Here is a 21279-nt window from a genome sequence, read left to right as displayed (position 1 = left end):
CCTTTAAATCAGTGTTACAGGGGCCTGCAATACGCGTGCTTTCCACAAGCACTCCAACCATTCCTGGTCCGGGTCCGAATCCAGCACAATGCCACCGCCCACGCCAAATGTTCCTTGACCATGATTGTTCAGCTCCAGACTGCGGATGCTGACATTCAGGGACAAGTCGCCCTGGGGGCTGAGATACCCCACCGAGCCGCAGTAAATACCGCGTCGCTGCGTTTCCAGTTGGCGTATGCATTGCATGGCGGCCAGCTTTGGGGCGCCGGTAATCGAACCACAGGGAAACAGAGCGCGTAGCAGGGTCTCCAGGCTGCAGTCCGGGTCTACCTCTGCCTGAATGCTGGATGTCATGGTCCAGACCGAGGCATATTGCTCTACATCGAACAAGCTGGTGGTTTGTACGGTGCCGGTGCGGGCTACCTGGCCCAGATCGTTGCGCAGCAAATCCACAATCATCAGGTTTTCAGCCAGGTCTTTCAGGCTGCTCTGCAGATCATGGGCGTTTTTCTGATCTTGAACAGGGTCGGTATCGCGCGGGCGGGTGCCTTTCATGGGGCGGGTCCGCACAGTGTTGCCACGTTTTTCCAGAAACAGCTCGGGTGACAGCGACAGGATATGACGATCACCCAGATCCAGATAAGCACCGTAGGCTACAGGGTGGCGGCTGGCCAGTGCGGTATAGAGATCACGCGGTGCCATGCCGGATTGAATGCACAGGGGCATGGTGTAGTTGATCTGGTAAAAATCCCCGGCCTGCAAACCTTGCTGAACCTGGGCCAGCGCATCCCGATAGTCTTTCTGACTGATTTGAAGGCTGACCTTCAATTCGGGCTTTGCCTGACTATCCCATAAAGCCACTTCCTGAGCCTGCTCAAACACCAGCGCATTCAGGGGCGCATGGGACGCTGCATCACGCGCAGACAGACGGGGTTCGAACAACTCGGCCAGTTCGTAGTCCAGTGCCAGGGCCACCCAGTGGCCGGCTTGGCGAGCCTGTTCGATTTTTTCAAAAGCAGTACTTAAGTCCTCAGGGCTACGAGCCTGGATATGGCCCAGGTAGCCCTGCATTTCCAGCGCATAGCCTTTTAGTCTGTCTTCAAATCGGCCATACATGCGCCGTGTTCCTTTAAAAATTCCGCCAGGGCCATGCCGGTATGCGAGGCATGGTTGGCTTGTACTTGATCCGGCGTGCCTTGCACCACCAGTCTGCCGCCGCCCGAGCCGCCTTCGGGGCCCAGATCGACAATCCAGTCTGCTTCGGCAATCAAATCCAGATTATGTTCAATCACCAGCACGGTATGGCCGGCATCGACCAGTCGGTGCAGCACCACAATCAGCTTTTCCACATCCGCCATGGACAGGCCCACGCTAGGCTCATCCAGCACGTATAGGGTGTGCGGAGCCTTGTAGGCGCGGCCTGTGCGAGTCAGACCTTCGTCCAAACGAGCCTTGACCAGTTCGCTGACCAGCTTGACGCGCTGCGCCTCGCCACCGGACAGGGTGGGGGAGGGTTGGCCCAGGGTCAGATAACCCAGGCCCACGCTTTGCATCAGTTGCAGGGGGCGCAATATTTTAGGATGTGCGGCAAAGTATTCAACCGCCTCATCCACATCCATTTGCAAAAGCTGACCGGCGGAGACGTCGCGCCAGGTCACCGCCAGGGTTTCCGGATTGAAGCGCTGGCCGTGGCAGGCGTCACAAGGAACCTTCACATCCGGCAGGAAGCTCATTTCCAGGGTGCGCATGCCTTGGCCTTCGCACAAGGGGCAACGGCCATCGCCGGTATTAAAGGAGAAGCGTGAGGCGCTCCAGCCACGCAGACGGGCATCGTTGGTGTTGGCAAACAGTTTGCGCACCTCGTCCCAGAAGCCGATATAGGTGGCCGGGCAGGAGCGGGGTGTTTTGCCAATGGGGGTTTGGTCCACTTCCAGCACGCGGTCCAGGCTTTCCCAGCCGCTGATGCTGGAACAACCCTGCCACACCGGTTTTTCTTTGCTGCCGACAACACGTTGCAAGTTATCCAGCAGCACATCGCGGGCAAAGGTGGATTTGCCGGAACCTGACACGCCCGTCACCAGACTGAGCTTGCCCAGCGGAATACCGGCCTGGACCTTGTTCAGGTTATGCAGGCTGGCATCGTGCACCGTCAGCATGGGTGCATCGGCCTGGACGGGACGGCGTGCCTGCATGGGGTGCTTGAGCGGCTCACGCAGATAGCGGCCAGTCAGCGAATTGGGGTTGGCCTCGATTTCTGCCAGCGTGCCTTGGGCGATGACTTCACCGCCGCGTTTGCCCGCACCGGGGCCCATATCAATAATGTGCTGGGCACGGCGTATGGTGTCTTCATCGTGCTCGACAACCACCAGCGTATTGCCGTTGCCTTCCAGACGCGCCATGGCGTTCAGCAGAATCTGGTTGTCGCGCGGGTGCAGACCGATCGTGGGTTCATCCAGCACATAGCACACGCCCTGCAGGTTTGAGCCTAACTGGGCCGCCAGACGGATACGCTGGGCTTCCCCACCCGACAAGGTGGGGGCGGCACGATCCAGCGCCAGATATCCCAGGCCCACTTCGTGCATGAAGTCCAGACGGCTGCGGATTTCGTTCAGAATGTCGCGCGCAATATCGGCCTCGCGGCCACTCATGTTCAGGCTGCCAAAAAAGGTCTGCGCTTCATCCACGGGCAAACCGGCCAGCTTGGCAATGGATTGGTCGCGCCATTCAAAAGCCAGAGAGACCGGGTTCAAGCGTTGGCCGTGACAGCTTGGGCATTCCACGGCTTCGCCTTCGTAGCCGTTATTCCAGCTGTTTTCTTCGCCCGTTTGTTCCTGGTCGAAGCCGGTCAGCTTCAAGCCCGTACCAAAGCAGTCCTTGCACCAGCCGTGTTTGGAGTTGTAGGAGAACATGCGTGGGTCCGGCTCGGGGAAGCTGGTGCCGCAGCACGGGCAAGCCCGCTTGACGGAGAAGTGTTGCTGGCTGGCCGTGGACAGCGGTTGACCTTGTCGGCGTTGCTCCAGCGACATGGAACCCGATGGCGTCAGGGGAGCCAGCACACTGAAGGAGCCGTGACCCAGCTCCAGCGCCTCGCGTATGGCTTGGCGCAGTTGCAGTTCGTGGCGAGGGTCAATAATCAGGTCGGCCACCGGCAGTTCCAGCGTGTGTTCGCTGTAACGGTCCAGGCGCGGCCAAGGGTTGACGGGGATGAACTCGCCATCCACGCGCAAATGGGTATAGCCCTTGCCCTGCGCCCATTTGGCCAGGTCAGTGTAGTAGCCCTTGCGAGCGGTGACCAGGGGAGCCAGCAAACCAATATGCTCACCCTTATGATCACGCAGCAATTGCGCGGCGATTTGCTCGGCCGTTTGCGGGGCCACAGGCACATGGCAGTCCGGGCAGTATTGGGTGGCCAGCTTAACATACAGCAAGCGCAGGAAATGGTGGATTTCCGTCATGGTGGCCACGGTGGACTTGCGGCCCCCGCGGCTGGTGCGCTGCTCAATGGCAACGGTAGGCGGAATACCGTAGATTGCGTCCACATCGGGTTGACCGGCAGGCTGCACAATCGCTCGGGCGTAAGCGTTCAGGGATTCCAGGTAGCGGCGTTGGCCTTCGTTAAACAGAATATCGAAGGCCAGGGTGGATTTGCCCGAACCGGAGACACCTGTCACGACGGTGAAGGTATTGTGCGGGATGTGCACCGATATGTTTTTCAGATTGTGCTCGCGCGCATTCAGGATGGCGATCTGGCCATCGTTGCTGCCGCCCGAGCTGGCCTTGTAATCCACCTCGGGTTCCTGGAACAGGGCCGAGCCTTTACCCAGAATGGCTTGTTCGTATTCTTTCAGGGCATGGCCGGTGTGCGATTGCTCCAGCGCCATGATGTCGCCCGGCGTACCCGTGCCCAGCAATTGGCCGCCATGTTCGCCGCCTTCGGGGCCCAGATCAATAATCCAGTCTGCCGCGCGGATCAGGTCCAGATTGTGCTCAATAATCAGCAGGCTGTGACCAGCGGCCAGCAGCTTGCGGAAGGCGCGCATCAGGCGGGCAATATCGTCAAAGTGCAGGCCGGTGGTGGGCTCGTCGAACAGGAACAGATTGCCTTTCTTGGCGACCTTCACCTGGCTTAGACGGGTGCGCGAAGCCTGGGCCAAATAAGCTGCCAGTTTCAAGCGTTGTGCCTCACCGCCCGAGAGCGTAGGCACAGGTTGGCCCAGTTTCAGGTAATCCAGACCTACATCGGCCAATGGCGCGAGGCCGGTTTGCACATCGCGCAGGCCTTCAAAGAACTCCATGGCTTGATGCACGGTCATGTCCAGCACCTCGTCAATCGAGGCACTGCGACCAAAGTGTTCGATACGCACTTCCAGCACTTCGGGGCGGAAGCGTTTGCCATCGCAATCCGGGCAGCGCAGGTACACGTCCGACAGGAACTGCATTTCGATATGTTCAAAGCCCGTGCCGCCGCACGTTGGACAGCGGCCATCGCCACTATTGAAGCTGAAGGTGCCGGGCGTGTAGCTGCGTTCTTTGGACAGCGGAGCCTGGGCAAACAGCTTGCGGATAGGGTCAAAGGCACCGACATAGCTGGCCGGGTTGGAGCGGGCCGTTTTGCCGATAGGCGTCTGATCCACCATCACTACTTCGGCAATTTGCTCGGCGCCTAGCAAGGCACCGTAAGGGCCAGGGGCTTCCGTTGGTTTGCCTTGTTGTTTCAGGATGGCCGGGTAGAGCACGTCCTGAATCAGCGTGGACTTACCCGAGCCGGAGACGCCCGTTACGCAGACCAGACGGCCCAGCGGAATGGAGACGGAGATATGGCGCAGATTGTGTGCGCTCACGTCTTCCAGCAGCAGGCGCGGGGTGTTGTCGGCCACAGGCATAGGGCGGGGCGATTCGATGCTCAGCTCGCCACTCAGGTAGCGGCCTGTCAGCGTTTCTGCACCGCGCAAGGCTTGGGGCGAACCATCAAACAGAATCTGACCGCCACGCTCGCCAGGGCCGGGGCCCATGTCCAGAATACGGTCGGCGGCCACCATCACTTGCGGGTCGTGCTCGACCACCACCAGGGTGTTGCCATTGCCGCGCAGACGATGCATTACTTCAATAATGCGGTGCATATCGCGTGGGTGCAGGCCAATCGAGGGCTCGTCCAGCACGAACAGGGTGTTTACCAGCGAGGTGCCCAGTGCCGTGGTCAGGTTGATACGCTGCACTTCACCGCCAGACAGGGTGCGGCTTTGGCGGTCCAGCGACAAATAGGACAGGCCCACATCGCACAGATAATCCAGGCGGGACAGGGTTTCTTTCAAGAGCAGATCAATGGCCGCATCGCGTGCATCGCCAAAGTGCAGGCCTTGGAAAAAGCTGCGTACGTGCTCTATAGGCAAACGCATCAGGTCCGGAACGCTCAGGCCGGGCATGGCATCCAGTTGCTCGCGCAGCCAGTTGGAATGCACGGGCATGAAACGTGGGTAGCGGGAATCGGCGGGGGCCGCCTGATCGCCTACACGCCACAAGCTGGCTTCGGGTTTCAGACGCGAGCCGGCGCAGGCCGGGCAGGTGTTGTAGCTGCGATATTTGGACAGCAGCACACGCACGTGCATCTTGTAGGCGCGCGACTCCAGCCAGTCGAAAAAGCGTTGCGCGCCGTACCACTGGGTTTTCCAGGCCTGATTGCCGCCTTTCCAGTCCGGGGTGCCGTTAATCACCCAGTCGCGCTCTTCCTGGCTCAAGTCTTTCCAGGGCACGCTCAGGCGTACACCGGCTGCCGGAGCGTAGCGCTCCATCTCGACCTGACATTCTTTGTAGCTGGCTGTCTGCCAAGGGCGGATCGCACCTTCCAGCAGGCTTTTGCTGGGATCGGGAACGACCAGGCCGTAATCAATACCCATCACGCGGCCAAAGCCACGGCAGGATTCACACGCGCCCAGGGGCGAGTTGAAGGAGAAGGTGCTGGCTACGGGCGTGCTGTATTCAATATCGCACTGAGCACAGTGCAGGCCCTGGCTGAAACGCCAGGCGGTTTCCGGGCCATCGACACTGGCCGAAGCATACACCGTCAACTTGCCTTGTCCGTGGCGCAAGGCCGCTTCGATCGCTTCCATGAAACGTTCCGGCTCTACCGTGCTGGCACGGAAGCGGTCCTGAATCACATAGAGAAGCTTTTGCTCCGTGGGGGCGGCTTTGCTGCTTTTGCCCTTTTTCGTGCTGCTGCTGGCTGTGACGGTCTGTGTTTCTTCGTGGTGCAGGCGGGTGTAGCCCTGCTGATGCAGCAAGGTTTCAATTTCTTGCTGCGTGAAGTTGGCCGGAACCTTGACGGCAAAGGTCAGAACCAGGCGTGGGTCATCGTGGTCCTCTGCCAGCTTGCGAATCTGCTTGGCGATGCTGTCGGCATTGTCGCGGCGCACAGGCTGGGCGCACTGGCGGCAATACAACTCGCCCAAGCGGGCGTACAGCAGCTTGATGTAATCGTTCAGCTCCGTCATGGTGCCCACGGTGCTGCGCGAGTTGCGTACCGGGTTCACCTGATCAATGGCAATGGCGGGCAAGATGCCTTCAATGCGATCGACCTGAGGTTTGTCCATGCGGTCCAGGAACTGGCGCGCATAGGGGGAGAAGGTTTCTACATAGCGTCGTTGGCCTTCTGCATACAGAGTGTCAAAGGCCAGCGAACTTTTGCCTGAGCCGGAAACGCCGGTAATAACCAATAACTCGCCCGTTTTGATACGTACATTCAGGTTTTTCAGAGTGTTCTGGCGGGCGCCAAAAATGCGAATTTCTGAGCTCATGGCAAGGTCGGCTTTCTGGAGAGGGCAGAGTAGGGAAGCGGCAGCGAAAAGGCCTGTCAAACAGGCCCCATGCGCCAGTGAGAGCGGTACACGCCAGCAAGGTGTTGCCAGGGATGCACACTCTAGCCTTTGTATCTTAACGCGGATTACGGTAGAATTTCTGGTTAGCTATTGCGCTTTTGTCGGGATCATCCGGCAGGGCTTACATTAAGATCGGAGATCACCATGGCGGAAATCAAACGCACTCGCCGCAACACGCTGGAGCGTCGTTGCCTGGGTAAAGCATTCAAACGTCTGTTTGTGCGCGCACCCAAGGGCGTTTTCAAAATGCTGGAAAAGGTCAAGCGCGTCTAAGTGCCTGGCTTGAGCGGTGTACAAGCAGAAACCTGATTTTTCAGCTTGAAATCACACCCAGCAGCAAAAAAACCACAGGCTTGCCTGTGGTTTTTTTGTGCGCGTTTGATTTTGCTTCGGGTTTGTCTGGAGCCCTGCAGATAGTGCGCTGCACAGCGCCGTGCTTGCTTTATGATGATGTCATTCTGATGCAGATCTAAGTAGCTGCCCGTAACAATAATCAAAACAGTGGTTTATGGGGACACCCGCGTATGGAATGGCGCCATTTGTTCACCGTCCTGACACCTAGCTATAACCGCGCTCACACCTTGGAGCGCGTGTATCTTTCCTTGTGCGAGCAAACCTGTCAGGATTTTGAATGGGTGGTCATTGACGATGGTTCCACAGACGGGACAAGGGAACTGGTGCAAGGCTGGCAACAGCAAGCCTCCTTTCCGATTCATTATGCCTGGCAGGAAAATCGTCACAAGAAGGCGGCGTTCAATCACGGCGTGGCTCTGGCCCAAGGTGAACTGGTCGTTGCTTTGGACAGTGATGACACCCTGCTGGTGAATGCGCTCTACGATATGGCGCAGATCTGGGCCGACATCCCCGTATCAGAACGAGCGGGCTATGCGGGCATTACAGGCCTGTGTGTGCGACCGGATGGTAAGGTCGTCGGTGATATGTTCCCCCAGGATATTTTTGATGCCAGCTCTTTGGACATGAGTTTTCGCTACCACGTGCGGGGCGAGAAGTTCGGCTGTTTGAGTACCGTTGTGTTGCGCAAGTTTCCCTTTCCCGATCAGATCGACGGCTTTGTGCCAGAAAGCCTGGTGTGGCGGGCGATTGCCCGTGCGGGCTACAAGAACCGATTTGTGAACACCGTATTCCGTGTCTACCACGACAGCCCGGACTCCTTGTCGGTGCAAGGCAAAACCAGCCAGCAACATGCACTGGGCTTGTGGCTGCTGGCGCAGGATACGGTGGTGAAGTGTCTGCCCTGGTTCCGCTACGAGCCCAAGGCGTTCTTGATGGCTGCCGCGCGTTACACCCGCTTTGGGCTGCACCTGCGTGCCAGTGGGCGCAAGCCACCAGCAGGCTATGGCTTGAAAGGCCTGGCGTCTTATCTGCTGGTGGGTTTGATGTGGCCGGTGGGTGTTGCTTTATATCTGCGGGACAAGCGACGGGCCTGAACGCGATTAGTGCAGGGTGTGGCCGTGCACGCCCGGTTCCGGGCTGTCATCATCGTCGTCCTCGTCGTCTTCATCCGTCTCATCCTCGACGGCGAAGGCATCTTCGCTCAGGGCGAAGGGCAGCAATTCTTCCAGGGTCTCGGTCCAGGCGACTTCCTCGCCTTCTTCGTCCACTTTGATAAAGCGCACAGGCTCGGCATCGCTTAACTGGATGGCCCACAGGTAACGGCAGGCATAGACCGCCGTGTCCTTGGGGTCCAAGCCGCCGCGGTTGCCCACGATGCGGGCCTGTTCGCCGCCTACCTGCACAATCGTGAATTCGCTTTCGTCTTCATTCTTGTCCAGGGGCATGGCAAAGATGACCCATTCAAAGCCGGTTTCTTCCGCTCCCACGATCTCGGCCAGGACGGCACGACCCAGGTAGGCACTCAGCGCATCGGCAGTGCGGCCCAGGGTTTCGATCTCTTCGGTGGTAAATACAAGTTCAGGGGCGTCAGGTGTGGGCATGGCGTTTTTGGATTGTCAGCAAAAGTGAGTATATTACCTGAGACAGGCCTGCACTCAGGCCGGGTGTTTCGTTCTGAACCTGACAGAAGCGCACCTTTCGGGCGCCAAACGCCTACAATCCCAGTTTTCCGAACACGACCTGTTTTTCCTTTTTAGGTTTATATGGCTCAATACGTTTATTCGATGAACCGCGTGGGCAAGATTGTGCCGCCCAAGCGGCAGATTCTGCGCAATATCTCCTTGTCTTTTTTTCCAGGTGCCAAGATTGGTGTGCTGGGCCTGAACGGCTCGGGTAAATCCACCTTGCTAAAGATCATGGCCGGGGTAGATACCGAGATCGAGGGCGAAGCCGTCCCCATGGCGGGGATCAAGATCGGTTACCTGCCACAAGAACCTCAGCTGAATCCCGAACACAGCGTGCGCGAAGCCGTGCAGGCCGGTTTGGGTCAGGTGTTCGAGGCGCGTCAGCGTCTGGAACAGGTCTACGCCGAATACGCCGAGCCCGACGCAGATTTTGACGCTCTGGCCGCCGAACAGGCCGAACTGGAATCCATTATTGCCGCCGCCGCGACCAGTGGTGCGGACGACATCGAAACCCAAATGGAAATCGCGGCCGATGCGCTGCGTCTGCCACCTTGGGATGCCTCCATTGCAAACCTGTCCGGTGGTGAAAAGCGCCGCGTGGCCCTGTGCCAGTTGCTGCTGTCCAAGCCTGATATGTTGCTGCTGGATGAGCCCACCAACCACCTGGACGCGGAAAGTGTGGATTGGCTGGAAGTGTTCCTGCGCCAGTTCCCCGGCACTGTAGTAGCAGTCACTCACGACCGTTACTTCCTGGACAACGCCGCCGAGTGGATTCTGGAACTGGACCGTGGCCACGGTATTCCCTGGAAGGGCAACTACAGCTCCTGGCTGGAGCAGAAAGACGACCGTCTGAAGCAGGAAGAGGCGTCGGAAAGTGCTCGTCAGCGCACCATCAAGAAAGAGCTGGAGTGGGTGCGCCAGAACCCCAAGGGACGTCAGGCCAAAGCCAAGGCCCGTCTGGCCCGTTTCGAGGAACTGTCCTCGCACGAATACCAGAAGCGCAACGAGACCCAGGAAATCTTCATTCCTGTGGCCGAGCGTTTGGGTAATGAAGTTATTGAGTTTGAAAACGTCAGCAAGGGCTATGGCGATCGTCTGCTGATCGACAACTTGAGCTTCAAGGTGCCAGCTGGTGCCATCGTCGGGATTATTGGTCCTAACGGCGCAGGTAAGTCCACCTTGTTCCGCATGCTGGCCGGTAAAGAGCAGCCTGATTCCGGTACGGTCAAACTGGGCCAAACCGTCAAGCTGGCTTATGTGGATCAGTCGCGCGATGCCCTGGCTAATGAAAAGACCGTCTTTGACGCGATTGCCGATGGCGCAGACCTGCTGACCGTGGGCCGCTTTGAAATGCCATCGCGTGCGTACCTGGGCCGCTTCAACTTCAAGGGCGCGGATCAGAACAAGATCGTGGGCAATCTGTCTGGCGGGGAGCGTGGTCGTCTGCACCTGGCCAAGACCCTGATCGCAGGCGGCAACGTCTTGCTGCTGGACGAACCATCCAACGACCTGGACGTGGAAACCCTGCGTGCTCTGGAAGATGCCCTGCTGGAGTTTGCCGGCTCGGTCATGGTGATCAGTCACGATCGCTGGTTCCTGGACCGTATCGCCACCCACATTCTGGCTTTTGAGGGTGATTCGCAGGTCGTATTCTTTGATGGCAACTATCAGGAATACGAAGCAGACAAGAAGAAGCGTCTGGGCGAAGATGCTGCCAAACCTCGTCGTATCCGCTACAAGTCCCTGAAATAAGGAAAGTGCCATGCCTGTGCTCAATGCTCACCAGTCTTTCGTCCTGATTGTGGATATGCAAACGGGGCTCCTGCCCGCCATTGCAGACCACCAAGCCTTGGTCGAACGGGCCGGGAAGCTGGCACAGGCGGCGCGTCTTTTAGGGGTGCCGGTGCTGGCAACCGAGCATTGGGCCGAGAAAATCGGCCCAACCGATGCTTCTTTGTTACCACATATTGATAAAGTGCTGCATAAAACCCACTTCGATGCCACGCGCGAAGCCGATTTTTTGCCTGCCTTGCCGGTAGGGCGCACACGAGTCTTGTTACTGGGTACAGAGTCTCACGTGTGTGTGTTACAAACTGGCCTGGGTTTGATGGAGCGTGGTTATGAACCTGTGCTGGTCGGGGACTGCGTAGGCTCGCGCCATCCCGAGTCCCGACAAGCTGCCTGGGATCGCTGGGCGATGCATGGATTGGAGCGCGTTAGCGCCGAAATGGCCATGTTTGAATTGTTGGAAACGCCGGCTAACCCCGTATTCAAGCAGGTTCTGGCCCTGATCAAATAAACTGAACAAAAGCTGAATTACATCTGTTGCGTTGCCTAACAATAGGGTCTGGACTAATTGGCTCCGTAGGGTGAAGATAGACTTTAATGCCGTGTTGAGCACGGATACTTCACGGAGGTTTACGGATGAAAATGACGACTATCACTAAAGTGGGTATGGCCACGGTTCTGGCCGTCGTGATGGCGGGCTGCTCTTCCTGGGATGGTATGAGCAAACGTCAAAAGGGTGCCGTAACCGGCGCTGGTCTGGGTGGTGTGGCTGGTGCAGTCATCACTAATGGTGGCGTTCTGGGTACGGTCGGTGGCGCAGCGATTGGTGGCGTGATCGGCGATCAGATCGGCAAGAACCGCTAAATTCAAATTCTCTGATTGAGCTGAAACGCTCATCGGATTAAAAGCCTCAAAGCCTGGGAGATCCCTCCCGGCTTTGAGGCTTTTTTCTTGCTTAGGGCAGTAAGCAGGCTTGCGGTGATGTCTTACGGGTGGTGCCGCTCGTCCATCATGGAGCGATACCATTCGTGAAAGTGCTTCATGCCGTCTTCCAGCGGTGACTGGTAGGGGCCTACCTCGCAGACCCCACGCTCCATCAAGGCGCGGCGGCCGGCATCCATACGTTCGGCAATCTCATCATCTTCTATGGCCGTTTCCATATAGGCGGCGCGTTGTGCTTGCACAAAGTCACGCTCGAAGGCCACGATGTCTTCCGGGTAGTAGAACTCCACCACATTCATGGTTTCCTGCGGCCCCTTGGGGTACAGCGTAGAGAGCACCAGCACATGCGGATAGATCTCGATCATGTGGGTGGGGAAGTAGGTTACCCAGACGGCACCGAAATCCGGTGCTTCGCCCTGGCGGTAGGCCAGCAGATTGTCATGCCATTGGCGATAGGTAGCTGAGCCTGGATTGGCCAGGGCCTGATGCACGCCGACTCGTTGCAGGCTATACCAGTCGCTGAACTCCCACTCCAGATCGTCACAGGTTACGAACTGACCCAGACCAGGGTGAAAGGGAGCGACGTGATAGTCCTCCAGATAGACCTCGATAAAGGTTTTCCAGTTGTAGTTGCACTGGTGGATTTCGACGTGATCCAGCACATAGTCCTGAAAGTCGAATTCAGGGCGGCTGAACAAGGCGGCCATATCCTGGGCTGGATCGCGCGGGCCTTCAAACAGCAGGCCATGGCAATCCCGCAAGGGGTAGCGTTCCAGGTTCAGACAGGGCTTGTCCTTGAAACGGGGAGCCGCCAGCAAGTCGCCTTGCGCGTTATAGGTCCAGTTGTGCAGGGGGCAGACAATATTGCCGCCTGTGCTGCTCAGGGAGCCGTGGCTGGCCTGATTGGACTGGCCGGGCATGCCACCAAGCATCAGGGCCTGGCGATGCCTGCAGACGTTCGAGAGCAGTTCTACGCCGTGTTGGCTGCGTATCAGAGTACGGGCAGCGTTTTCCTGGATCAAGGTGCGCCAGTCGCCGGGTTCGGGAACAAGTTTTTCATTGCCGACGTACAAGGCCGACTGCTGAAAAATACGCTCTTGTTCGCGCTCGAACAGAGCGTGGTCGAAATAGGCGCTAACAGGAAGCTGGGGGTGAGCGGGCACAAGACGTGCCATCTGACCGAGCTCGGTCATGATTCCCTCCGCATGGGTCAATAAGCCAGGCCTCAGGGGACATCGATGGCACTACTTGCCATCTCTGGCGCGAAGAAAAATCGGAACGGGCCGATTACCAAGGGAAAATTGTACCTGATCTATTAGCCGCCTAGCCGCATTGCGCTGCTCGTTGCAGGTGTTTTGCGGCTTGCTTTTGGTATAGGGAGCAGCCATGAAAATGGCCATCCCTTGCGGATGGCCATTTCAAGCAGCAAAGTTTTTCTGTCAGCAACGCTTTACTTGTTTTCCAGCGTGCTGGCATCAATTTGCGGCATTTCGATTTTAACTTCCAGCACTTCCAGCGAGTCCTGGCGATCAAGGTTCACCTTGATGTCATCGGGATTAATCTTCACGTAGCGCGAGATCACTTCGACCAGCTCTTTTTGCAAGCGGGGCAAGTAGTCCGGAGCAACACCCCCTTGGCCACGTTCGTTAATAAGGATCAGTTGCAGACGGTCCTTGGCAACTGTTGCCGACGTTTTCTTGTGACCGAGCAGGAAGGACAGGAAAGACATATTACTTTCCTCCGAACAGGCGCTTGAACAGACCTGGCTTTTCGTAATCCACAAAACGCAATGGTTTTTCGCCACCCAGGTAACGATCTACGATGTCCTGATAGGCCTGGGACACATCACTTTCCTTGATATGGATAACGGGTACTCCTTGGTTGGATGCTTGCAGCACGGTTTCCGACTCGGGGGTGACACCGATCAGCTTGATGCGCAAGATATCTTCAACGTCTTGCAAGGACAGCATCTCGCCGTCCGACACGCGTTTGGGGCTATAACGGGTCAACAACAAATATTCTTTGATGGGCTCTTTGCCCTGTTCACCACGTCGCGATTTGGCGGCCAGAATGCCCAGGATGCGGTCCGAGTCACGAACCGAGGACACTTCGGGGTTGGTCACAACCAGCGCATCATCTGCGAAGTAGGAGGCCATCAAGGCGCCGGTTTCGATACCTGCGGGCGAGTCGCACACAATGTATTCAAAACCCATGCCCTTGAGCTCTTCCAGTACTTTCTCCACACCTTCGCGGGTCAGCGCGTCTTTGTCACGCGTCTGGGAAGCGGGCAGGATGAACAGATTTTCCAGCTGCTTGTCACGGATCAGGGCCTGGTTCAATGTGGCTTCGCCCTGGATCACGTTGACGAAGTCATACACCACGCGTCGCTCGCAACCCATGATCAAGTCCAGGTTGCGCAAGCCAACGTCAAAGTCGATGACCACGGTCTTGTGACCGCGCATCGCAAGACCAGATGCAAAACTGGCACTGGTGGTGGTTTTGCCCACACCACCCTTGCCGGAGGTCACTACAACTATACGCGCCATGACAATCGGATTCCTTTGTTTTTCAAGTCACATAATCGTAAAGCATAACGGGCCTAATTTTGACATCCGTTCTGCCACTTAGCCTACTGCTTAGAAACAAAACATATCAATTGCTTTGTTCCGTGTCAGCTTACACGGTTGCGCTTGCACTTGCTTGCTCTCATGCGGGCTCTCAGTGCAAGCCTCTATAAAAAGCGCCGGTAAAAGCCGGCGCCTTGTACTGCTAGGAGCTCAGAGGATCAAATCTGAGCGTATCTTCTTCCAGCGTGACGACAACGGGCTTGTTGCGTAGCTGTGCATCCAGTCGCGTTTCAATAATGCGATACACACCGGCAATGGCAATCAGTTCCGGGTCCAGCTCGGTGGTGAAGATGCGTGCTTTTGCATCGCCACGGGCACCAGCCATGGCCTTGCCGCGCAGTGGACCGTAGACGTGGATATTGCCATCGGCTACCACTTCTGCACCTTGGCTGACCGCCCCGATCACGATCAGATCCGTGTGGCGCGCGTAGATGCGCTGGCCGGAACGCAGCTGACGGTTGATGATGAGCGCAGCCGGAGCAATAGCGGGCGGTGGCGGGGCGACCGCCGCTGGTGCTTCTTGCTGGGAGGCTTGCGACAACACGGGCACTTCCTTGTCCGGTGCGGCCTGGGTTTGGGGGCGGGCTGGTGGGTTGGACAACTCCACATGCGGCAAGCCGCTGTCGATGGCGTTATCGGCATGGTCAGGGTGGGCAATGATACCCACCGGGTGCAGCTTGTGCTCACGCAAAGCGGCAACCAGGGTGGCCCAATCCACCGGCGCATCAATCGCGCTGGCATCAATGACGACGGGTTCGTCCTCAAAGAAGGAGCCAGCGTCTTTCATGCGTTGAGACAGAGCGGCTAACTGCTCGGCCGTGTCAGCCGAACGCAGGACCACCCGTACGGCGTACAGCGTGGCGCTTTTGAAATCCAGGGCCTGCGGCCCTTTGGCATGAGTCTGATCGTTCACGTCAATAGCCTTAGACCCAAGTGTCTTTCAGAGTCGTAGTACGGTTAAGAACGGGTTTTTCTGGCGTGGAGTCCACACGGTCCGCCACAAAGTAGCCCAGGCGTTCAAACTGCCAGCGGGCATCGGGCGTGGCCTTGGTGCCGGGTTCCAGCCACCCCTGAATCACGCGCAGCGAGTTCGGGTTGATGTGCTCCAGGAAGTCCTGGTCGGCTGCATCGGGCTGAGGGTGGGCAAAGAGACGATCGTACAGACGAATCTCGGCGGCAATCGCGTGCTCGGCGCTGATCCAGGTGATATTGCCCTTGACCTTGACCGAGTCCGCGCCGGGCGTGCCGCTCTTGGTGTCGGGCAGGTATTCCGCCAAAACCTGGGTGACATTGCCTTGCTCGTCCTTGACGCAGCCGGTGCAACGCACGACATAGCCGTACTTCAGACGCACGGTATTGCCGGGGAACAGGCGGAAGTACTTTTTGGGTGGATCTTCCTTGAAGTCCTCGCGCTCGATGTACAGGCGACCTGAGAAGGGGAACTCGCGCTGACCGGCTTCCGGATTGTGCGGATTGCGCGGTGCGTGGCACAGCTCGCTTTGGCCTTCCGGGTAATTGGTAATGATCAGTTCGATCGGGTCCAGGATGGCAACGCTGCGGTCGGCCACCGGGTCCAGATCATCGCGCAGGGCTTGTTCCAGCAGGCTGTAGTCCACGTGTTGGGCTGCCTTGGACACACCCAGGCGGTCGGTGAACAGGCGGATGGCACCGGCGCTGTAACCACGGCGGCGCAAACCGGCCAGGGTAGGCATGCGCGGATCGTCCCAGCCCGATACGTGGTTTTCCTGAACCAGCTGGCGCAACTTGCGCTTGCTGGTGACCACGTAGGACAGGTTCAGACGCGAGAATTCGTACTGCCTGGGCAGCGGGTCGGACAACTGACCCAGTTCGACCAGGCGTTCCAGAATCCAGTTATAGAAGGGACGCTGGTCTTCAAATTCCAGGGTACACAGACTGTGGGTGATGCGCTCGAGCGCGTCTTCCACGGGGTGCGCCCAGCTGTACATGGGGTAGATGCACCATTTGTCGCCAGTGCGATGGTGTTCGGCATGGCGGATACGGTACATGACCGGGTCGCGCATATTGATATTGGGCGAGCCCATATCGATCTTGGCGCGCAGGGCCATGCTGCCATCGGGGTGCTTGCCGTCGCGCATTTCGCGCAGCAGCTTGATGGACTCCTGGGCAGGGCGGTCGCGCCAGTGCGAGTTCACGCCTTTTTCAGTCAGGGTGCCACGATTGGCACGCATTTCTTCAGCGCTTTGCTCGTCAACGTAGGCATGGCCCGCGTTCACCAGGGCTTCGGCAAACTGGTACATATAGTCGAAGTAGTCGCTGGCAAAGTACAGGTTCTCTTCTTTATTGAAGGTCCAGTCAAAGCCCAGCCATTTCACCATGTCGATAATGGCGTCCACGTACTCCTGTTCTTCTTTTTCAGGATTGGTGTCGTCAAAGCGCAGGTGGCAGGCACCTTGGTAGTCGCTGGCCAGTCCGAAGTTCAAACAGATACTTTTAGCGTGCCCAATGTGCAGATAGCCGTTGGGCTCGGGGGGAAAGCGCGTACGGATACGCGCGGCATCAACAGCCGCCCCTTCCTGGGTACTGGCCGGGCCTGGCTGACCGGCCCAGGATTTTTGTGCGTAACGGCCAGCGCTCAGATCCTGGTCGATGATCGTGCGCAGAAAATTAGATACGGGAGCGGGAGTGGTGTCAGAGGTCATACACGTTTGAAATAAAGAAGCCGACAGACTAATCGACCATTTTGCCACGTTCTTGTTTTAGAGGGGTATTTACCCCATGAACGGGTTCTAAAAAATCAGGGAAGAACTTGGGGTAGTATGGTGGCGTTTGCAGGCTAATTCACCCTACACTAGCGCTCATTATGACGCACTCCGCCCTTTCTCTGTCTCATGCCCAGTTTTTCCTTAGCCTGGGCTTCATGCTGCTGTTTCTGGCCCTGGAGCTGGGACTGGCCTGGGTGTTGCTGTATTTCAAGATCAGAACCTTTGGCAACAAGGCCGCGGCCTGGATGGGGGCGTACCGTTTTTGGGTGCGTCTGTTTGCGCTGGCGTTTATTTTAAGCTTTGCGGCGTCCATGCCCGTGCTGCTTCAGTTTGGCAGTGTCTGGCCGGGCCTGATGGAGCAGGTGGGCGATGTCATCGGTCCCATGCTGGCCGCCTCCATGCTGTCCTTGTTCATTTTCAAATCCTGCTTTTTGGGTGTGATGCTGTTTGCCCAGCGCATGCTGTCCAATCTGGTTCATACCGTGGTGGTGCTGATGGTGGCCCTGGGAGTTACCGTCACGGCGTTCTGGCTGGTGGCGATTGTGGCCTGGATGCAGGTGCCAACGGGTGTCGATGTGATTGAAGGCCATTATGTGGTGATGGAATGGCTGGATGTGCTCAGCACGCCCGCCTTGCCCTGGTATGCCGGTCTTTTGTTTGCAGGCAGTTTGCTGACGGTGGCCTTTTTCATGTTGGGTGTAACCTGCGCCCAGACCATGCAAAAGCCGGTTACCGATCAGGAGCGTCTGGCCTTTCGCAGTGCCTTGTTTCTGGGCGGGGTGGCTTGGCTGGCCCTGATCCTCGCCGTGATAGGCAATGGTTTCATGACTGCGGAGCATCAGCCTGCCAAGGCAGCGGCTGCGGCGGCGTACTGGGAAAGCGGCTCGCAGCCTGATTTGATTCTGGTGGCGGCGCCCTCCGCCATGCAGGACAGTGTTCTGGGTGTGCTGCGCTGGTCTCATGCAGGTGGACGCTGGTTGGGTCGTAATGACAGTGGCATTTTGATGGGTCTGGATCAGTTTTCCGACGCCATGCCGCCCGTCACCCTGACCTTCTGGTCCTTCCGTGTAGCCGTGCTGGCAGGAGCCTTGATGCTGTTCCTGCTGTTGTGGGTCTTGTTGCGCACTCGCCGTTATGGCCTGGACCCGCACTCTCTTTCTTATAGAGAACGTCAGCTCATGGTGGTCGCCTCGGTGTTGGGCTGGATCATGTTGCTGGGTGGCGCAGCCTACGTCCTGTTGGGCTTTTTGCCTTATCTGGTCGGTAACGATATTCAGGCCGTGCAAGTGCAAAGCACCGAGAGCGTCTTTACCGTCGGGCTGGGTTTGCTGAGTTACGGTCTGGTCTACGTCTTGTGCATGATTGGTTTTTTCCAGAAGTTGCGACATGCCGTTCGTTTTGGTGTGGTACCGATCGCACGTCATCGGGGGCGGGCATGATTGACTCTTTTGCAAATGCGCTGGGCCTGGGTGCCCATGATCCGGCGTTCTGGATGCCGCTGGCGTTTCTGGCCCTGTTCTTTTTGATCATTGTGGCCGGTACGGTTCTGGACGGCTTCGATATTGGCGTGGGCTGCCTGTCCTTGCTGGCACCAGACTCCTTGCGTCCCCGCATGCTGTCATTGCTGAGCCCCTGGCGCGATGCCAACGAGTTCTGGCTGTTTCTGGGCCTGGGTTTGTTTGTCTGCGCTTTCCCCAAAGCCTGGGGGGCGGTGATGGGCGGCCTGTACGGACCGTTATGTGCGCTGGGTGTGGGCGTTTTTGCCCGTTCCGTCTCCTTCGAATTCCGACTGCGCGCGCCGGTAGAGCGTCAGTCCCGCTGGCAAATGGGTTTTGCCCTGGGGTCCTGGTTGACGGCGTTTTCCCATGGTGTGCTGCTGGCGCAGGTCGTAGTGGGCTTTCAGAGCGATGCGGGTTATATCTGGTTCTCTGTCTTCATGGGCTTTTGTGCTATTGCCGCGTACTGCTTGCTAGGCGCTAGCTGGCTCATCATGCGTGAAGCCGGCGAGCTGCGTGCCCGAGCGGTCAATTGGGGCCGTCGTTCGGTACGCTGGTTTGCAGCCGGTGCCGTGGGTGTGTCCGTCGTGTTGGCCTTTGTGAATGCCGGCGTGCTGCTTAAATGGAGCGACGGGCCGTATTGGGGCTTGGTATTGTTCCTGTGGGCCTTGATTCTCAGCTGCTTTGTGTCGATTGAAATGAGCCTGCAGCGCATGATCAACAGCAGCTATCGCACCACGACCTTGCCCTTTTTGCTGACCCTGTTCGTGATGGTGTCCGTCATGGCCGGGTTGGCGTTCAGTTTCTTCCCCTATCTGATCCTGGACGAGATGACGATCTGGGACGCCGCTGCCGGGGTGCCAGCCCTGAGCCTGATCCTGTCGGCGATTGTGATTACCTTGCCCATCGTGCTGATTTTCAACGTGTGGGTGTACTGGCGCATGTTTGGATTGTCTCGCCCACCTTTGCCGCCCAGCTTTAAAGGCTGACCTTTTTTATGATTGCCCATTCCGTGCTGTCGATGCGCAAGCGTCTGCAGGGTTTCAAGTGGTTGTCTGATATGCCCGCCATGCTGGCCTGGGCGGTCTTGGCTGGTATTTTGGGTGCTTTGGCGACTTTGGCCTTTCATCAGGGCATGCGCTTGGTGCAGCAAGTTGTCACGGGTCAGCACGGGGGGATCGTCGCAGTCACGGAAAGTCTGCCCTGGTACATGCGCCTCCTGTTTCCCACCTTGGGCGGCTTGTGTGCCGGTATGCTGCTATGGCTGGCAGGGCGTCTGCCGTCGGGAAGCAATTCTGACTATATGGAAGCTGTGGCCATTGGCGATGGCCGCTTGTCCATTCGCCAGGGGCTGCTGCGATCCTTGTCGTCCTTGATGACGGTGGCCTCGGGCGGCTCGATTGGCCGCGAAGGGGCGATGGTGCATCTGGCCTCCTTGTCCGCTTCCGCGATTGGCCGCTTCACCTTGTTTGGTGAAGCCCGTCTGCGCCTGCTGGTGGCCTGTGGCGCCGCAGCCGGTGTAGCTGCCGCTTATGGCGCCCCGATCGCCGGTGCCGTGTTTGTGGCCGAGATTGTGCTGGGCACCATGACCATGAGCAGCTTTGGCCCCCTGTTGATGGCGGCTGTCAGTGCTCACCTGACCATGCGTATGCTGGGTGGTTATCATGCCCCTTACGAAATGACGAATGTTCAGGCCGTTGCGGGTTGGGACATCTTGCCCTTTCTGGTCCTGGGTGTGCTGATTGGTCTGGCTGCACCCGCTTTCCTGAAATTGTTGAATCTGTTCCGTACCCTGTTCAAGCGTACTGGCCTGGGTTTGCCTTTGCGCTTGGCTTTGGGTGGTTTGTTGCTGGGACTTTTGCTGATTGTCATGCCGCGCGTGGCGGGTAATGGCTTTAGCGTAGTGTCCTCCATGCTGCACAGCGACTGGGCCTGGTACAGCGTGCTGCTTATCCTGGCGTTCAAGGTTCTGGCCACAGGGCTGACAGTTGGTTCGGGCGCTGTCGGCGGTGTGTTTACCCCCGCCATCTTTGTGGGCGCGGCCTTCGGTACCTTGTTTGGTCAACTGACTTTGCTGATCTTGCCAGGTCTGGATTTACCGTTGTACTTGTTCACCTTGGTGGGCATGGGCGCGTTTCTGGGGGCCGCCACCAGCGCTCCCTTCATGGCCATACTGATGTTGTTTGAAATGACGTTGAGCTATCAGTTGGTGCTGCCCTTGATTGTGGCCTGTGTCATGGCTTATTTTGTGTCCCGTGGTGTGGCCGAGGTCGCCATGTATGAAGTCACCCTGGTGCGCGAGCGCGATGCCTTGCTGCGCCACAAGTTGCGTCACACCACCTTGGCCGAGCTGGTACGTCCGGCTGATACCGTCGTCAGCACCACCACCCAGATGCGTGATGCCTTGCAGATGTTTCTGGACTACCCCGTGCGCTATTTGTATGTGGTGAACGAGGAGCAAGTTTATCAAGGTGTGATTGCTCAGCCTGACCTGACTCGAATGTTGTTGGACGACAACGCTGCCCAGGAGCGTGTGGTGGGCGATATTCTGCGCATGGATTTCGTCAAGACGCTCTACCCGAATATGAGTCTGGACGAGGCTCAGGAACACTTTGTGAGCTTTGCCGGGGAGCGTCTGCCTGTATTGAATGGTGACGGCTCGGGCCGTCTGATTGGTGTAGTCTATAAGTCTGCTGTGCTGGAAAAATACTCCGCCATCAAACGCTCCCTGGATGCGAGCGGCGAAGTGATGCTGGATGCCCGGCGCTAAA

Annotated in this window: 16 protein-coding genes; 8 read left to right on the top strand and 8 right to left on the bottom strand. The window is 57.8% G+C overall.

Annotated elements, in window-relative coordinates:
- Positions 1–3 precede the first annotated feature (3 nt).
- Together pabB and uvrA are read right to left on the bottom strand one after the other, a co-directional pair.
- Positions 4–1116, bottom strand: a complete 1113-nt coding sequence (gene pabB, locus MID00_RS03630) for an aminodeoxychorismate synthase component I (protein WP_254499708.1) — start codon at positions 1114–1116, stop codon at positions 4–6.
- Complete coding sequence (uvrA, locus tag MID00_RS03625; protein ID WP_254499707.1) at positions 1089–6791, bottom strand: excinuclease ABC subunit UvrA; 5703 nt, start codon at positions 6789–6791, stop codon at positions 1089–1091. The genes pabB and uvrA overlap by 28 nt, the downstream gene beginning before the upstream one ends.
- A gap of 225 nt (positions 6792–7016) precedes the next feature.
- On the opposite strand from uvrA, the gene MID00_RS20600 reads away from it, so the two are divergent.
- Positions 7017–7145 (top strand): hypothetical protein, encoded by a 129-nt coding sequence (locus MID00_RS20600; protein ID WP_003803595.1) that lies wholly within the window; start codon positions 7017–7019, stop codon positions 7143–7145.
- 251 nt (positions 7146–7396) lie between these two features.
- Entirely contained in the window at positions 7397–8320 is a 924-nt protein-coding gene (locus MID00_RS03620; RefSeq protein ID WP_009455091.1) for a glycosyltransferase family A protein, read from the top strand.
- A gap of 6 nt (positions 8321–8326) precedes the next feature.
- Here the strand turns inward: MID00_RS03620 and MID00_RS03615 are convergent, their stop codons facing one another.
- Positions 8327–8827: a hypothetical protein gene (locus MID00_RS03615; RefSeq protein ID WP_083054116.1), complete on the bottom strand. Its 501-nt coding sequence runs from the start codon at positions 8825–8827 to the stop codon at positions 8327–8329.
- Positions 8828–8989: 162 nt separating this feature from the next.
- Between MID00_RS03615 and ettA the strand changes: the two genes are divergently transcribed.
- The 3 genes from ettA (at position 8990) to MID00_RS03600 (ending at position 11563) form a co-directional block, all read left to right on the top strand.
- A complete protein-coding gene (gene ettA, locus MID00_RS03610) occupies positions 8990–10663 on the top strand; it encodes an energy-dependent translational throttle protein EttA (protein ID WP_009455087.1) in 1674 nt (557 codons plus the stop codon).
- Positions 10664–10673: 10 nt separating this feature from the next.
- Positions 10674–11210: an isochorismatase family protein gene (locus MID00_RS03605; RefSeq protein WP_254499706.1), complete on the top strand. Its 537-nt coding sequence runs from the start codon at positions 10674–10676 to the stop codon at positions 11208–11210.
- A 125-nt stretch (positions 11211–11335) separates the two neighbouring features.
- Entirely contained in the window at positions 11336–11563 is a 228-nt protein-coding gene (locus MID00_RS03600) for a glycine zipper 2TM domain-containing protein (RefSeq protein ID WP_009455083.1), read from the top strand.
- Positions 11564–11685: 122 nt separating this feature from the next.
- Here MID00_RS03600 and MID00_RS03595 read toward each other — a convergent pair whose 3' ends face one another.
- The 5 genes from MID00_RS03595 to MID00_RS03575 all read right to left on the bottom strand — a co-directional run bounded on the left by MID00_RS03595 (position 11686) and on the right by MID00_RS03575 (position 16949).
- Complete coding sequence (locus MID00_RS03595) at positions 11686–12834, bottom strand: aromatic ring-hydroxylating dioxygenase subunit alpha (protein ID WP_254499705.1); 1149 nt, start codon at positions 12832–12834, stop codon at positions 11686–11688.
- 257 nt (positions 12835–13091) lie between these two features.
- Positions 13092–13370 carry a cell division topological specificity factor MinE gene (gene minE / locus MID00_RS03590; RefSeq protein ID WP_009455079.1) on the bottom strand — a complete coding sequence of 93 codons (279 nt, stop codon included), beginning with the start codon at positions 13368–13370 and terminating at the stop codon, positions 13092–13094.
- Position 13371: 1 nt separating this feature from the next.
- Positions 13372–14187, bottom strand: coding sequence for a septum site-determining protein MinD (minD, locus tag MID00_RS03585; RefSeq protein WP_009455077.1), 816 nt, complete (start codon positions 14185–14187; stop codon positions 13372–13374).
- 223 nt (positions 14188–14410) lie between these two features.
- Positions 14411–15181: a septum site-determining protein MinC gene (minC, locus tag MID00_RS03580; protein ID WP_009455075.1), complete on the bottom strand. Its 771-nt coding sequence runs from the start codon at positions 15179–15181 to the stop codon at positions 14411–14413.
- Positions 15182–15191: 10 nt separating this feature from the next.
- Positions 15192–16949 (bottom strand): glutamine--tRNA ligase/YqeY domain fusion protein, encoded by a 1758-nt coding sequence (locus MID00_RS03575; RefSeq protein WP_254499704.1) that lies wholly within the window; start codon positions 16947–16949, stop codon positions 15192–15194.
- A 161-nt stretch (positions 16950–17110) separates the two neighbouring features.
- Between MID00_RS03575 and MID00_RS03570 the strand changes: the two genes are divergently transcribed.
- The 3 genes from MID00_RS03570 to MID00_RS03560 are packed head-to-tail and all read left to right on the top strand — an operon-like array spanning position 17111 to position 21278.
- Positions 17111–18451 carry a cytochrome ubiquinol oxidase subunit I gene (locus tag MID00_RS03570; RefSeq protein ID WP_009455071.1) on the top strand — a complete coding sequence of 447 codons (1341 nt, stop codon included), beginning with the start codon at positions 17111–17113 and terminating at the stop codon, positions 18449–18451.
- The gene (locus MID00_RS03565) at positions 18448–19497 is read left to right on the top strand and encodes a cytochrome d ubiquinol oxidase subunit II (RefSeq protein WP_009455069.1); all 1050 of its coding nucleotides are present in this window, start codon (positions 18448–18450) and stop codon (positions 19495–19497) included. The genes MID00_RS03570 and MID00_RS03565 overlap by 4 nt, the downstream gene beginning before the upstream one ends.
- A gap of 8 nt (positions 19498–19505) precedes the next feature.
- On the top strand, positions 19506–21278 hold the full coding sequence (locus tag MID00_RS03560; RefSeq protein ID WP_022983447.1) for a ClcB-like voltage-gated chloride channel protein: 1773 nt from the start codon (positions 19506–19508) through the stop codon (positions 21276–21278).
- Position 21279: the final 1 nt, after the last annotated feature.

Source organism: Alcaligenes sp. NLF5-7 (assembly GCF_024266725.1).
GTDB lineage: Bacteria > Pseudomonadota > Gammaproteobacteria > Burkholderiales > Burkholderiaceae_B > Alcaligenes > Alcaligenes phenolicus.
Note: the sequence above shows the minus strand (reverse complement) of the source record. Positions and strands in the feature narration are given on the sequence as shown.